General features: G+C 62.3%; 13 protein-coding genes and 1 tRNA gene. 4 read left to right on the top strand and 10 right to left on the bottom strand.

The genetic code is table 11. The features are described from left to right. Window positions 1-49: 49 nt before the first annotated feature. The 9 genes from OGM67_00515 to rfbA form a co-directional block, all read right to left on the bottom strand. Window positions 50-3,382 carry a PD-(D/E)XK nuclease family protein gene (locus OGM67_00515; GenBank protein ID UYJ34868.1) on the bottom strand — a complete coding sequence of 1,111 codons (3,333 nt, stop codon included), beginning with the start codon at window positions 3,380-3,382 and terminating at the stop codon, window positions 50-52. A 115-nt stretch (window positions 3,383-3,497) separates the two neighbouring features. Beyond that, entirely contained in the window at window positions 3,498-4,121 is a 624-nt protein-coding gene (locus OGM67_00510; GenBank protein UYJ34867.1) for a stage II sporulation protein R, read from the bottom strand. A gap of 78 nt (window positions 4,122-4,199) precedes the next feature. Continuing rightward, the gene (ispE, locus tag OGM67_00505) at window positions 4,200-5,096 is read right to left on the bottom strand and encodes a 4-(cytidine 5'-diphospho)-2-C-methyl-D-erythritol kinase (GenBank protein UYJ34866.1); all 897 of its coding nucleotides are present in this window, start codon (window positions 5,094-5,096) and stop codon (window positions 4,200-4,202) included. A gap of 40 nt (window positions 5,097-5,136) precedes the next feature. Beyond that, complete coding sequence (locus tag OGM67_00500) at window positions 5,137-6,312, bottom strand: aminotransferase class I/II-fold pyridoxal phosphate-dependent enzyme (protein ID UYJ34865.1); 1,176 nt, start codon at window positions 6,310-6,312, stop codon at window positions 5,137-5,139. After that, complete coding sequence (locus tag OGM67_00495; GenBank protein UYJ34864.1) at window positions 6,312-6,791, bottom strand: Lrp/AsnC family transcriptional regulator; 480 nt, start codon at window positions 6,789-6,791, stop codon at window positions 6,312-6,314. The genes OGM67_00500 and OGM67_00495 overlap by 1 nt, the downstream gene beginning before the upstream one ends. A gap of 144 nt (window positions 6,792-6,935) precedes the next feature. Then, window positions 6,936-7,817, bottom strand: a complete 882-nt coding sequence (locus OGM67_00490; GenBank protein UYJ34863.1) for a hypothetical protein — start codon at window positions 7,815-7,817, stop codon at window positions 6,936-6,938. Between the two features lie 127 nt (window positions 7,818-7,944). Next, window positions 7,945-9,009 carry a dTDP-glucose 4,6-dehydratase gene (gene rfbB / locus OGM67_00485; GenBank protein ID UYJ34862.1) on the bottom strand — a complete coding sequence of 355 codons (1,065 nt, stop codon included), beginning with the start codon at window positions 9,007-9,009 and terminating at the stop codon, window positions 7,945-7,947. 3 nt (window positions 9,010-9,012) lie between these two features. Then, complete coding sequence (gene rfbD, locus OGM67_00480; protein ID UYJ34861.1) at window positions 9,013-9,918, bottom strand: dTDP-4-dehydrorhamnose reductase; 906 nt, start codon at window positions 9,916-9,918, stop codon at window positions 9,013-9,015. Between the two features lie 21 nt (window positions 9,919-9,939). Beyond that, window positions 9,940-10,824, bottom strand: a complete 885-nt coding sequence (rfbA, locus tag OGM67_00475; GenBank protein UYJ34860.1) for a glucose-1-phosphate thymidylyltransferase RfbA — start codon at window positions 10,822-10,824, stop codon at window positions 9,940-9,942. A 377-nt stretch (window positions 10,825-11,201) separates the two neighbouring features. On the opposite strand from rfbA, the gene OGM67_00470 reads away from it, so the two are divergent. The 4 genes from OGM67_00470 (at window position 11,202) to OGM67_00455 (ending at window position 13,501) form a co-directional block, all read left to right on the top strand. Beyond that, window positions 11,202-11,537: a hypothetical protein gene (locus OGM67_00470; GenBank protein UYJ34859.1), complete on the top strand. Its 336-nt coding sequence runs from the start codon at window positions 11,202-11,204 to the stop codon at window positions 11,535-11,537. A gap of 104 nt (window positions 11,538-11,641) precedes the next feature. Then, window positions 11,642-12,586: a sortase gene (locus OGM67_00465; protein ID UYJ34858.1), complete on the top strand. Its 945-nt coding sequence runs from the start codon at window positions 11,642-11,644 to the stop codon at window positions 12,584-12,586. 83 nt (window positions 12,587-12,669) lie between these two features. Then, window positions 12,670-12,891: a PC4/YdbC family ssDNA-binding protein gene (locus tag OGM67_00460; protein UYJ34857.1), complete on the top strand. Its 222-nt coding sequence runs from the start codon at window positions 12,670-12,672 to the stop codon at window positions 12,889-12,891. 7 nt (window positions 12,892-12,898) lie between these two features. Beyond that, window positions 12,899-13,501 carry a hydrolase gene (locus OGM67_00455; protein UYJ34856.1) on the top strand — a complete coding sequence of 201 codons (603 nt, stop codon included), beginning with the start codon at window positions 12,899-12,901 and terminating at the stop codon, window positions 13,499-13,501. Between the two features lie 55 nt (window positions 13,502-13,556). On the opposite strand, the gene OGM67_00450 is transcribed toward OGM67_00455, so the two are convergent. Then, window positions 13,557-13,640 (bottom strand) — tRNA-Leu (locus OGM67_00450). Window positions 13,641-13,683 lie beyond the last annotated feature (43 nt).

The following is a 13,683-nucleotide window of genomic DNA, read 5'->3' as shown; positions in this document are numbered from 1 at the left end:
GTGTCTCCTTTATGTAGAAAAGCTTCCCCTTTTTGGGGGGAAGGCGTTCTCATTCCGCAAACGGGTCGTCCTTGATCGAAATCGTCCGTTCGTGTTCCCCGTCGCGGTGGGTGCAGGCGCAGCGGAAGTCGCAGTAGGTGCAGGGGCTTTTGCCGCCGCCGGGGCAGAGCGGCTCGGCATCAATGCGGCCGCTGTACAGGTTTTCCGCCATATCGATGAGCAGGCCGTCCAGATGATCCCGGATGCGGCCCAGCTTCGCCTCATCGGCCAGCGTGCTTTTGCTGTTCAGCACCTTGCCGGTCTTGGTGCTGAAGCTCAGCGGCACAAACTCACCGGTGCCTTTGGTATCCATGGCACGGTAGATGCTCTCGTCATCAAGCAGCAGGCCGTTCATCGGGTAGGTCGGCGCGGGGTCGGCCTCCTCGGTCAGTTCGCGGCGGTCAACGCTCTCGGGTGCAGGGTCGGCCAGCAGGTACTCTACCCCCGCCGCCGTAGCACCGGGGAAGGCCGTCTGCGCGTTGCGCTCCAGCGTAAAGAGGTACAGCAGCATCTGGCAATCCAGACCGTAGTAGACCTCCTTCAGCTTGAACTCCTTGCCGCCGGTCTTGTAGTCCACGACCCGCAGATAGGTCTTGCCGCGTTTTTCCAGCGGCATCGCATCGACACGGTCCACCGTGCCGACAATGCGCACCGTATGCCCCGCCCCATCGGCAAGCTGCACCGGGTCGATGCGGGGGGCGTCCGGGTTTTCGGCATCGGGGCGGTCATCAATGCGCAGCTCAAACGCAACGGGGCGAAAGCCCGACTGCCGCAGATCGCGCTGGATAAAGCCCAGCAGCCCCACCAGATTGCGCCGGATCCGGCCGATCAGGTAGTCCATCCGCACCGTCATGCCGGGCAGGTTTTCGGCCACATATTCGTCCACCAGCGCATCGACAAGGGCCTCCACCTCCTCCGGCGTCAGCGTCTTGAACGCCTCGCCGCGGCGGCGCAGGGCGTTTTCCAGCACCCAGTGGGTCAGCGTGCCGCTTATATTGGGGGCAAGCTCGGCCTTTTTGCGGGGCGCGGCCTTGATGATGTACTGCAGAAAATAGCCAAAGGGGCAGCTCTGGTATTTTTCAAACCGGGTGGGGCTTATGCGCAGCCCCCGCCCAAGCAAGGCTTCAAGCGCGGCGGTGTCCGCGACCCGCTGCTCTGCCCCGGCGGTGTCCACCGCACGGCGCACAGCGGCGTAGGCGGGGGCCAGCGCAGGGTCAGCGTCCAGCACGGCGCGCACTGCCGCACCGGCACACTGCCGGTCCGGGTCCTGACTGAGCATACCCAGCACATCAAGCGCAGCGGCCGGGGCGGCAGCCAGCTGCACCGCCGTGGGGGTGCAGGGCGGCACCTGCAGATACTGCAAAATCGGTGCCAGCGCAGCGCTGGCGGGGGCGGCATCCTCGGCATGGGCCGCTGCGGGCCAGCTGAGCCACAGATAGCTGCGTGCCACAGTCAGCGCCTTGTAAAAGCAGATCCCCTCGCGCAGGACCTTGTTGGCAAAGCAGTCGGGCAGCTCGGCGCCCTGCTCCATCATAATGTCACGGTCGGCGTGGGTCAGCAGGCCCTGATCGCCGGGCGTCTGGGGGAACTCCCCCTCCAGCAGGCCGACCACAAAGACGGCATCGGTCTCGGGCAGGCGCATACGGCCCGCCGTTGTCACGATCACACTGTCAAGGCTCTGGGGGATATGCCCCATGTCTGTCGTGCGCAGCAGAAGCGTAAAAAGCTCGGCGTACTCAGCAGGGGGCAGCTTTTCACTGCCCAGCAGCCGGGCAAGCTGGTCAAGCAGCCCCATAACGACATTCCATTCGCGCAGGATCTCATCCGCCTCGGGCAGGCGGCCCTCTGCGCGCAGCTTCTCGGCAAGGCTCTCAAGCGCCTTCTCAGCCCCGAGGGACTGCAAAAACAGGAAGATCTGCTTGGTCAGTGCCGCTGCGGGGGCGCCGGCCGCCTTGGGTACAAAGTCCGCCAGCCGCTCCATAAGGAAGGCGCGGGCGCACTCGGCATCGGCCAGCACCTGCCGGTCCTGCTCGGAGTCATGGCCGTCATACCCCGCCGCACTGCGGGTAAAGGGCTCCCGCCAATCGGCGGCGGTCAGCTGCCATGTGTAAGCGTAGTTTTCAAGGGCACACTGCTGGCTTTCCGGCAGATCGACCAGCCCGGTCTTGAGCAGGCGCAGCACACTGCGGCTCGACACGCCGCGCAAAAGCTCCAGCGCGGCATGGACCGCCCGCGCCGGGGCAGTGTTTTCGGGGGTAGTGGCCTCATCGCAGAAAAGCGGTATGCCCTGCAGACGGAACTCATACCGCAGCGGGGCAAGGTACTGCTCCGCATTGCGGCATATGACCGCCATGCGGCTGTAGGGGGTGCCCTGCCGCGCGCGGGCCGCGATCTCGGCGGCCACCGCCTTGGCCTCGGCCTGACGGGACGCCGCCGCGTGGTAGGTAATGGCCGGATGCGCCGGATCGACCACGGCCTCCGGCGTATAGGCAGGGTCCGCCAGCAGCAGGCCCAGCTCGGCCAACGCCGGGGCATCGGCATGGCGGCGGTCCTCGGTCAGCAGCTCGGTATGGGTGGGCACACCAGCCTCTGCGGCCATCCGCTTGAGGGTATTGACCACATTTTTGGCACCGCTGAACAGCCCCATGCCGCCGTCCCGGTCCTGCTCGCCGTCACAGCAAAGGCAGACCGTTACATCGGCCACCGGCAGCATGGCCGCCAGCAGGGCGCGCTTCGGCGCATTAAAGGTATCAAACTCGTCAATGTACACGGCGCGCCCCGCAAAGAAGGCTGCGTCCAGCCGCTCCGCCGCGCGCTGCTGGCGGTCGCCGGGGTCCATGGCGCTCTGGGCCAGCAGCCCCTCATACGCGGCATAGATCAGGGCCAGTTCATCCAGCTTTTCGCGGTCGGCCCCGGGGGCCTTTGCATACTCTGCCAGCATTTCCGGCGTGACACCGGCGCTTTTCAGCTCGCTGACGGTCTGGGCCGCCTTCTCGCAGAAGGCGGCGCTGCGCCGCTGGCGGCTGTAGTACACGACCTTGTCCAGCAGCGAATCCGCCGCCCGGCGCAGCAGCAGGGCACGGCCCGCCTCGGTCAGGGTGGGCACGGCCGCCCCGCCGTAGCGGCGCAGCAGGGCCTCCGCCAGCGAGGTGAAGGAGTAGCTTTCGACATAGGCGGAAAGGCTGTCCCCCAGCGTGCGGTAGAGCTGCCCCTCGGTGGAGGAGGTAAACTGCTCCGGCACGATAAGGATGCTGCGCTCCCCCCGCGCCGCGCGTGCGCGCAGGGCGGCCAGCATGGTATGCGATTTGCCCGAGCCGGAGGGGCCCAAGATGAAGTTTAGCATGGTGGTGTCCTTTCTGATAGCCTTCTCCTTGGGAGAAGGTGGCCCAAAGGGCCGGATGAGGGGCGCGTGTGCGCAGCGACCCATTTGCGGGCGGCAGCGGCAAGGCCTCCCCTCATCAGTCAGCGGGCAAGCCGCTGACAGCTTCCCCCGCGGGGGAAGCCAATCTGCCTATAAAGTCCGCAACCGCCAGTCTTACCTCAAACCGGCCGAACACCAGCGCGTTTTCATCGGCGCCGGGGTAGGCGGCGGTGCTGCCGGAAATGCAGAGCGAGGGATAAAGCACGCAGAACCAGTTGCGGCCCTGCGCGGTGCCCAGCTCTATGCGCAGGGCGGTGTACTCCCCGCCGGGCAGAGAAAAGCTGCCGTAATCGCGGGCAGAAAAGTCGTGGCTCTCCAGCCGCAGGGCGGCCGTTTGCGGGCTGTGGGCGCGGTGCAGGGCGCTGTCGGCTGCAGCCTGCAAAGCGGGCAGCGCCGTCTGCAGCGCCCGGACAGCCTGCTGCGGGCTTTGCGCCTGCGTCACGGCGGGCGGCAGGGCAGCCAGCACGGCATCCCGCACCTGTAATTTCAACAACTGGTCATCCCATGTATCGCTGTTGGCCAGGATGTGCAGCCGCACGGTGTCGGCCCGCACCCGGGCGGCGGTGCGTTGGTGCCAATCGGCATAGGCGGTAAGTACAACAGTCAGTGCCAGCGCCAGACCGGCGCCCAGCTCCAGCACGCGGCGGGTATGCTTCGTCATAACAGTTCTCCCCTTTCCAACCGGAGTATGGGCAGAAAGGGGAGAAAATAATCATAAGATTGTCCGCACGGCGCGGGATCACTTTTTTGCGCCGAACAGGCGGCGGGCCGTCACGAAGGGGCCGCCGCGGGTCGGCTTGCAGAGATAGACCTGCCGGTAGCTGCTTTTGAGGGCGGCCACGGCCTTGCGGGCGGCGTCCTGCCTGTCAAAGATGCCAAAGACGGCCGCACCGCTGCCTGTCATCTGGGCTGTCACGGCACCATGCGCCCGCAGCGTTTTGCAGATGGCGGGTGTTTCGTCCGCACCGGAGCAATGCTCGAGCGCATTGCCGGCCGCCGCGCAGACGCCGGGCAGGTCGTTTTTGCGGATGGCTTGCTCCTGTGCCTCGCAGTCAGGGTGGACAGGGCTGCCCATCGTGTCATAGCGGGCAAAGGCTTCGGGGGTGGAAACGCCCACGCTGGGCATCGCCACCACAAACCAGCAGTCCGGGCAGGGCGGCAGGGCTTTCATCAGATCGCCCACGCCGCGCACACGGCAGGTGCCGCCCATCAGGGCAAACGGCACGTCCGCGCCGATGCCCGCGCCGATGGCGCAGAGTTCGCTCATCGAAAGCTTTGCGCCGTACAGCTCGTTCAGGCCGACCAGCACCCCGGCGGCATCGGCACTGCCGCCGGCCATGCCGGCCCGCACCGGTACCCGCTTGTAGATCGTCATATCCACGCCCGCCAGCAGGCCGGTATAGGCAAAGAAGGCCAGCGCGGCCTTGACAGCGGTGTTTTTATCGTTGGCCGGCACAAAGCTGCCGGGCAGATTCAGCGTCAGGTCATGGCTGCGGCGCAGCGTGATTTTTTCATACAGGTCAATGGTCTGCATGACCATATCCAGATCATGGTAGCCGTTGGGCAGCGTGCCCACGACATCCAGCGACAGATTCAGCTTGGCCGGGGCCAGCACCGTCACAGAACGGTATTGCATAGGGGTCACTCTCCTGTTATTTGCTCTGCGGATGGCAGGGTTACTTCGTCCAGCCGTTTTCGCTCAAAAATTCGCGGATGCGCTTCATTGCGATCTGCAGATGATCCACGCTGTAGGCATAGCTGATGCGGGCGTACCCCTCGCCGGAGGCACCGAACGCCGAGCCGGGGATAATGGCAACCTCTTTTTCACGCAGCAACCGCTCACAGAATTCACTGCTCGTCAGGCCGCTGATCTGGATCGAGGGGAACACATAGAACGCGCCGCGCGGCTCAAAGCAGGTCAGGCCCATGTCGTTGAGCGCCTTGACCACATAACGGCGGCGGCGGTTGTACTCGTCCCGCATCATCTCGATCTGGTCATCACACTGGCGCAGCGCCGTGACCGCCGCATACTGGCTGGTGGTCGGGGCCGACATGATGCAGCTCTGGTGGATCTTGGTCATGACCTTGATGAGCGGCGCGGGGCCTGCGGCATAGCCAAGACGCCAGCCGGTCATGGCGTAGGATTTGGAGAAGCCGTTGACGACAACGGTGCGCTCGGCCATGCCGGGCAGCGATGCAATGGACACATGGCGGTCGAGCCCGTAGGTCAGTTCGGAGTAAATCTCGTCCGACAGCACCAGCACGTTCGTCTCGCGCAGGACGGCGGCGATCTTCTCCATCTCGTCGGCGCTCATGACGGCACCGGTGGGGTTGTTGGGATACGGGAAGATCAGCAGCTTTGTCCGCGGCGTGATGGCCGCCCGCAGCTGGTCGGCAGTCAGGCGGAACTGATCCTCGGCGCGGGTGGCAATATGCACCGGCACGCCGCCGGTCAGCTGGGTGATCGGCTCATAGCAGACAAAGCAGGGCTCGGGAATGATGACCTCGTCCCCGGGCTGGACCACCGCGCGGATGATCAGGTCGATGGCCTCACTGCCGCCGACCGTGACAAGGACATTTTCCTCTTTATAGTGCAGGTCAAAGCGGCGGCCAAGGTAGCTGCAGATCTCATTGCGCAGCTCCTTCAGGCCGGCGTTGGCTGTGTACTTGGTGCGGCCCAGCTCAAGGCTGCGGATGCCTGCATCGCGGACGCTCCACGGCGTTTTAAAGTCCGGCTCCCCGACGCCCAGCGAGATGCAGTGGGGCATATCGGCTGCCAGATCAAAGAACTTGCGGATGCCGGACGGGCGCATCGCCTTGGCGGCAGGGGCAAGCAGTTCATCGTAGTTCATCACAGGACGGTACACTCTCTTTCATCGGGTTCTTCGGCCAGATACAGCCGGCCGCCGCGCTTGTAGGGGCGCAGCACAAAGCTGGTGGCGGTGGAGAGCACATCGTCCAGCGGGGAGAGGCGCTTGGCCACGAAGATCGCAATTTCCTGAAAGCTGCGGCCCTTGATGATGACCTGCAGGTCGTAGCTGCCGCTCATCAGCAGCACGGTATCCACCTCGTCAAACTGGGCGATGGTCATACCGATGTCGTCAAAGCCGCGGGCCTTGTGGGGGGTCACACGCAGCTCGATGACAGCCTCCACCAGATTGACGCCGGCCTGTTCCCAGTCCACCAGCGTTTCATACCCGCGGATGTAGCCCTTGGCGGCGGCCTCGTCCATCATGGCGGCGATCTCCTCGGGGGTCTTATCCAGCATCGCCGCGATGTCCTCAATCGGCATGCGGGCGTTCTTTTCCAGAATACGGAGCAATTCTTCCATAGTACCACACCTCACTCAAGTATATGCAGCTATTATAGCATATTCGCGGCAGGATTGCACCATTGTTTTTTGCGGCAAAACCCTGCAGCACACAAAAAAAGCAGCACCCCCGTGCCCTACACAGGGATGCTGCTCTGTTTTTTGTCAGCCCTCGGCAGGCTGTTCGTCTGTTGTCTGGGGCTCCTCCGGCTCTGCGGGCTGTTCCGGCTCTGCAGGTTCGGGCGCAGGCTCTTCAGCTGCGCTGGGCGCATCGGCTGTGCCCAGCTCCTCGTTCTGCAATTCCTCCACAAGGGCATCGGTCGGTGCAGGGGTGGGCGTGACCTCCACCTGCATCTCACTCTCCTGCAGGGCGGTCAGATACCACTGGCGGTTTTCCCCGCGGGTAAAGACATAATCCATATACTTCGTCGGCTCGGTGGGGGCCGTCAGCGAAAGCTCACCGGTGGCGTTGTTCGTGGCGGTGGGCACATAGCCGACCGTGACGATGCGCTTGCCGTCCCGGCGGCTGATCTTCTCGACTGTCGGCGTGTACTGCGCTACCGAGCTGGTGACAGGCACCAGATAGGCCTGCTTTTCCTCATCGTACTGGTAGACGAATTCCTCGGTGCTGAAGGTCCCCTCCGGCACCTTATACTCAGGGCCGAGAAGGTTGGCGATGTAGGTATCGACCTCCAGCGCGGGGATCATGGCCGAGCCGGTATCGGGGTCACGCTCATACTGGTCAAGGCTGCCGCCGCTGTTCTGCACCTGATAGACGGTGCCCCAGATGGCGGCCTGCTTGAATACGCCGGGGTCAACGCTGTTCACATCGTCAAACGCCACGGGATCCAGCATGACCATGCCGTACAGGCGGTCACGGTACGCCTTGCGCAGACCGCTGTCGTCCAGCGCCGAGCGCACAAGCCCAACGATCCAGCCCAGCACGGTAAACAGGCCGATGAGCGCAAGCAGCAGCGCCACACTGCCCACGACCTGCCGTGCCAGACGACGGTTATTGCGGATATGTTCTTCTCTGTAATTTGCCATTGTGGATGTGTTGCTCCTTTGGGGGGATTGAAAAGCGGTGCGGCGGGGTGAGGGCACCCCGCCCTACACGCCCATTGAACGGGAGATCGCAGAGCGGCATGCCCCCATGCCGCCGCAGGCAGACCTTTTACTTATTCTTGTACATCTGCTCGTAGTATTTCTGGTAATCGCCGCTGGTGACATGGGCCATCCAGTCGGGGTGGGCCAGATACCAGTCGATGGTCAGCACAATGCCCTTCTCAAACGGGGTCTCGGGGTACCAGCCCAGATCCTCCTTGATCTTGGTCGGGTCGATGCCGTAGCGGCGGTCATGGCCGAGGCGGTCGGCAACATGGGTAATCAGCTCCTCGCTGATACCCTCGTCCTTCAGGCGGTCATGCAGCTGGGCAATGACGGTCTTGACGATGAAGATGTTGGGGCGCTCGTTATGGCCGCCCACATTGTAGACCTCGCCGTCCTTGCCGCCATTGGCGACCATATCGATAGCCTTGCAGTGATCCATGACGTACAGCCAGTCGCGGATCTGCATACCATCGCCGTAGACGGGCAGCGTCTTATGCTGCTTGGCATTGTTGATGAGCAGCGGGATCAGCTTCTCGGGGAACTGATAGGGGCCGTAGTTGTTGGAGCAGCGGGTAATGTTCATCGGCATGCCGTAGGTGTCGTGGAACGCCTTGACGAACATGTCCGCGCTGGCCTTGGAGGCAGAGTAGGGGCTGTGGGGGCACAGCGGGGTGGTCTCCATAAAGTAGCCCTCGGCACCCAGCGCGCCGTAGACCTCATCGGTGGAAACCTGCAGGTACTTCTTGCCCTCTTTCCACGTCTTTGCGGCGGCATCATACCATGCGTCCTTGCAGCACTGCAGCAGGTTCACGGTGCCCAGCACATTGCTCTCGACAAATATCTCGGGGTTTTTGATGCTGCGGTCAACATGGCTTTCGGCTGCAAAGTTGATGACATAATCCGGATCGTACTTAGCAATCAGGTCGGTGACGAGCGCTTTGTCGCAGATGTCGCCCTGCACAAAGATGTGACGGGCGTCATCCTCGATGTCCTGCAGGTTCTCGAGGTTGCCGGCATAGGTCAGCTTGTCGAGGTTGATGAGGCGGATGTCCTCATACTTTCCCAGCATATAGTGGACAAAGTTAGAGCCGATAAAGCCGGCACAGCCGGTTACGAGATAAGTCTTCATATATCAAAGTTCTCCATTCCAGTTTGCAAAAAAGTCCTTGAGGGCGTCCTGCCAGTCGCGCATCTCATCGCCGACCGTGCAGCGCAGCATACGGTTTTCGAGCGCGCTCCATGCCGGGCGGTTGGCGCTGGCCGGGTTGGCAGCCGCGTACTCGGCGCTGGTGACAGGCTCGACCTTGCAGTTGAGCCCCGCCCCCTGCATGATGGCGCAGGCGAAGTCATACCAGCTGCAGATGCCGTTGCCGGTGCAGTGGTAGATGCCGTAATCGTGGCTGACGGCCAGCTTCAAAATATGGTAGGCTAAATCGACGGCGTTCGTCGGGTTGCCCAGCTGGTCGTTGACAACGGTGATTTTATCGTGGGTCTGACCCAGACGGACCATCGTCTTGACGAAGTTTTTGCCGTAGGCACTGTAGAGCCATGCCGTGCGCACGATGAAGTGCCGGCGGCAGAACCGCTCAACATACTGCTCGCCCAGCAGCTTGGTCTGGCCGTAGGCCGAGATGGGTGCAGGCACGGCGCACTCGTCCAGTGCCACACCGCCGTTGGCGGTGCCGGGGAACACATAGTCGGTCGAAACATGGATCAGCCGTGCGCCGATCTTCTCGCAGGCGAGCGCCAGATTGCGCGGGCCGAGGGCGTTGACCCTGAATGCCGCATCGCGGGCGGTTTCGCAGCCGTCCACATTCGTGAAGGCTGCGCAGTTGATGACCGTATCCGGCTGGTGGCGGCGGATATAGTTGATGGTAGCCTCGCGGTCGGTGATGTCCAGCTCATCGACATCCACCGGGATAACGGTGGCCTTGCGCAGACGCTCGGGCAGGGGGCCGATGGTGCAGCCTTCCTCCGCAAGCTGGCGCTGCAGCTCGGTGCCCAGCTGCCCGCGGCAGCCGGTAATCAAAATTTTCATAGATTCTCTCCCCCGCTCCGATCAATACTGCAGCTTGTCGTCTGCGACATTCTTCAGGTGCTGACCGTAGGGGCTCTTGCCGTAGCGGGCTGCGCTCTCAAGCAGCTTTTCCTTGGTGATCCAGCCGTACTTGTAGGCGATCTCCTCGGGGGCCGAGATCTTGATGCCCTGACGCTGCTCGATGGTCTGCACAAAGGTAGCAGCCTCCACAAGGGAGTCCATCGTGCCGGTGTCAAGCCATGCATAGCCGCGGCCGAGCAGCTGGACATCCAGCTTGCCCTGCTCCAGATACATCTGGTTCAGGGTGGTGATCTCCAGCTCACCGCGAGCGCTGGGCTTGACCTGCTTGGCCATCTTCACGACCTCGTTATTATAGAAGTAAAGGCCGGTGACAGCGTAGTTGCTCTTGGGGTTGACGGGCTTTTCCTCAATGTCGGTGGCGTGGCCGTCCTTGTCAAAGGCCACAACGCCGAAGCGCTCGGGGTCGTTGACATAGTAGCCGAAAACGGTGCTGCGCCCTGCTGCGGCGTTGGCAGCAGCGGCCTTCAGCCGCTTGGAGAAGCCGGCGCCGTAGAAGATGTTGTCGCCCAGAACCATCGCGCAGCAGTCATCGCCGATGAACTCCTCGCCCAGAATAAAGGCCTGTGCCAGACCGTCCGGACTGGGCTGGACCTTGTACTGCAGGTGCAGGCCGTACTGGCTGCCGTCCCCCAGCAGCGCCTCAAAGCGCGGGGTGTCCGTGGGGGTGGAAATGATCAGAATGTCCTGGATGCCCGCCAGCATCAGCGTAGACAGCGGATAGTAGATCATCGGCTTGTCATAGACGGGCAGCAGCTGCTTGGATGTGACCATTGTCAGCGGGTAAAGTCGGGTGCCGGCGCCGCCGGCCAGGATAATACCTTTCATCGTTTACAACTCCTTATTTTATTGGTGCAGTGCGCGCCGCCCATCCCATCGGGGCATAATCTCACACAATACGATTAAAGTTATTATACAGCATTTAAGGGCCACACGCAAGGGGGAAAATTCTCTTACCCGCCCAGCTTACCTGCCCGCATTTTTTGACACGCCGGCCGGCATAACCGCACCCGGCGCACCCCTGCAGAAGCGGTTTCCCGCCCTCCTTTCGCCTTAAATTGTTTCCGTTTTGTTACGATTTCTTGGCAGCATCTTGACGTAACGCCCCGGCTGTGCTACAATACAGAAAGTATAAATCACGATGGCACGTTGCTGCATCGTTTCCGATAGAAGCTAAAGACTGAAATTAAGGAGGCGTTTTCTCGATGAAACGCTTTTTTTGTGCGGCCTTTTTTATTGCCGTCATTACGCTGCTGGCCGCCTGCGGCGCTTTGAATACCACCACCGCCGCCGCGCAGGCCACCGCGACCCCGACCAGTTCTACCTCCCGCGCCCAAAAAACGCCGTCCACCGTCAAGGTGAACGAGACCGCCGCCAAGGTGGAGGTCGTCACGGCCCAGAGCAGCGCCACACCGGAGTCCACGACCTCCGCTGCAGCCGAGACCCCGGCCACCGGGGATTTTCCCGTGATGTATCTCGTCGGCGTGGTCGGGCTTATCCTGATTTGCTCCGCCGGTCTTTTGATGCTGCGCAAAATTTGAGTTTTGAACGCCCTGCGGGGCGTTTTTTGTTTTTATTTTCAGGTGTTTCCGCACAGAGGCGGAGTGCCTTTACAAATTGCCAAACCGGAAAGGAGTCCCCCGCTGTGCCCAAACGCTACCGCAAGCTGCGCGGGGAAACCGCGTACTACCCCTTTGCCGCCCGCACCGGGCTGCGGGCGCGCCAGCGCCGCCATGCGCGGGCGCTGCGCACCGCCGGTGCCGCCGCGCTGATTCTGGCCGCCGTGCTGGCCCTGCGGCAGGGTGTTTTCCGCGGCGGCCAGCCTGATGCACCCGCCCCGCTGCCCAGCGCAGTCCCCGCCGTCACCGCTGCACCGGGGGCCGCCCATGTGAGCGTTCAGCCGCTGGCTGCCACGCGGGACGCATTGGCTGAGACCCAGCAGGCCGACACGCAGGCCCACACAACACCGGAAAGCGCCGCCCAGCCCTCTGCCACCCGCACGGCTGAGGTCCTGCCCCGCTACCGCAGCCTTTATGAGCAGAACCCCGACCTCATCGGCTGGCTGCGCATCGACGGCACCGGCATTGACCTGCCCGTGGTGCAGACCCCCGGCGACAACGAATACTACCTGCGGCGCGGCTTTGACCGCTTTTATGCCGTGGGCGGCACGCTGTTCCTCGATGAGCGCTGCTCGGTGGAGCCGGACGCGCCCACCGATAACTGGCTCATCTACGGCCACAATATGCGGGACGGGTCGATGTTCGGCCAGCTGGTGCGCTACCGGGACGAGGCCTTCTGCCAAGCCCACCCGACCTTTACCTTTGACACACTGTACGAGACCGCCACCTGGCAGGTCGCAGCTGTGCTGGACACCGCGCTGGGCGCAGACGAGCTGCCCTACTACACCTTTTTTGACGCCGACAATAAGCTGGACTGGCAGCGCCGTGTGGCCGCCATCACCGAAAAGTCGCTGTATGACACCGGCGTCACCCCGGCATACGGCACCCAGCTGCTGACGCTTTCGACCTGCGGGGACACCCGCATCGGCACCGATGCCCGCTTTGCCCTGCTGGCCGTCCGGGTAGGGTGAGCGGATTTTCCTCTTGCATTTTCGGAGCGAATCCGCTATTATGGTGCTTACACAATTTTATATAAATAAAAGGAGTCTGTATCATGGCAGAATTTACCTATGAAGTTACCGAGCGCATCGCCGTTCTTTCCACCAATGCCCGCGGCTGGGAGCGTCAGCTGAATATGGTCAGCTGGAACGGCAACCCGCCGAAGTACGACATCCGCGACTGGTCCCCCGATGGCAGCCGCATGGCCAAGGGCATCAGCCTGACCGAGGACGAGCTGAAAACGCTGAAGGGCATTCTGGACGACATGGAACTGTGAGGCTTGTATGCAGGACTATCACGCCGAATTTGTGGAGATCTACAACAAGAATATCACCCGCCCCGGCGCTGACCGCCTGCTGAGCTGGCTGGAAACCACGGATTTTTTCACCGCGCCGGCCTCGACCCGGTTCCACGGTGCCTGTGAGTGCGGCCTTGTCATGCACAGCATCAATGTGTACAATGCGATGATGCAGCATTTTTTCACCGAGGGGGAAAGCGCCGAGAGCTACGCCATCTGCGGCCTGCTGCATGACCTGTGCAAGGCAAATTTCTATAAGGTAAGCACCCGCAATGTCAAAAACGATGTGACCGGCCAGTGGGAGAAGGTCCCCTTTTATCAGGTAGCCGACCAGCTGCCCTACGGCCACGGGGAAAAAAGTGTCTATCTGATCGAGCATTTTATGCGGCTGAAAACGGCCGAGGCCATTGCGATCCGGTGGCACATGGGCGGCTTTGACGATGCCGTGCGCGGCGGCAGCTTTGCCGTCAGCGATGCCTACAACACCTATCCCCTCGCCGTCAAGCTGCACATTGCCGACCTGACTGCCACCTACCTGCTGGAGCAGGGCACCAGCGAGGTCGAGAACGGGCACGAGAAGAAAAAATAAAGGGGATAAAAAGAAGCTCCCTGACCGGGACACGGTCAGGGAGCTTCTTTTTTTATGCCGGTGGCGGGGGTCGAACCCGCACGGTGTCACCACCAACGGATTTTGAGTCCGTCTCGTCTGCCAATTCCAACACACCGGCTTGTAAACAGTGATATTATTATAACTGCATTGCGCCGTGTTGT

The organism is Oscillospiraceae bacterium (assembly GCA_025757985.1).
Taxonomy (GTDB): domain Bacteria; phylum Bacillota; class Clostridia; order Oscillospirales; family Ruminococcaceae; genus Gemmiger.
Note: the sequence above shows the minus strand (reverse complement) of the source record. Positions and strands in the feature narration are given on the sequence as shown.

What these genes read in the sequence shown, in the direction of transcription:
- OGM67_00455 (UYJ34856.1), top strand. Translation starts at nt 12,899, where the DNA reads ATGCAGGACTATCACGCCGAATTTGTGGAGATCTACAACAAGAATATC.
- OGM67_00495 (UYJ34864.1), bottom strand. Translation starts at nt 6,791, where the DNA reads ATGGAAGAATTGCTCCGTATTCTGGAAAAGAACGCCCGCATGCCGATT.
- OGM67_00470 (UYJ34859.1), top strand. Translation starts at nt 11,202, where the DNA reads ATGAAACGCTTTTTTTGTGCGGCCTTTTTTATTGCCGTCATTACGCTG.
- rfbD (UYJ34861.1), bottom strand. Translation starts at nt 9,918, where the DNA reads ATGAAAATTTTGATTACCGGCTGCCGCGGGCAGCTGGGCACCGAGCTG.
- rfbB (UYJ34862.1), bottom strand. Translation starts at nt 9,009, where the DNA reads ATGAAGACTTATCTCGTAACCGGCTGTGCCGGCTTTATCGGCTCTAAC.
- OGM67_00510 (UYJ34867.1), bottom strand. Translation starts at nt 4,121, where the DNA reads ATGACGAAGCATACCCGCCGCGTGCTGGAGCTGGGCGCCGGTCTGGCG.
- OGM67_00515 (UYJ34868.1), bottom strand. Translation starts at nt 3,382, where the DNA reads ATGCTAAACTTCATCTTGGGCCCCTCCGGCTCGGGCAAATCGCATACC.
- rfbA (UYJ34860.1), bottom strand. Translation starts at nt 10,824, where the DNA reads ATGAAAGGTATTATCCTGGCCGGCGGCGCCGGCACCCGACTTTACCCG.
- OGM67_00460 (UYJ34857.1), top strand. Translation starts at nt 12,670, where the DNA reads ATGGCAGAATTTACCTATGAAGTTACCGAGCGCATCGCCGTTCTTTCC.
- ispE (UYJ34866.1), bottom strand. Translation starts at nt 5,096, where the DNA reads ATGCAATACCGTTCTGTGACGGTGCTGGCCCCGGCCAAGCTGAATCTG.
- OGM67_00500 (UYJ34865.1), bottom strand. Translation starts at nt 6,312, where the DNA reads ATGAACTACGATGAACTGCTTGCCCCTGCCGCCAAGGCGATGCGCCCG.
- OGM67_00490 (UYJ34863.1), bottom strand. Translation starts at nt 7,817, where the DNA reads ATGGCAAATTACAGAGAAGAACATATCCGCAATAACCGTCGTCTGGCA.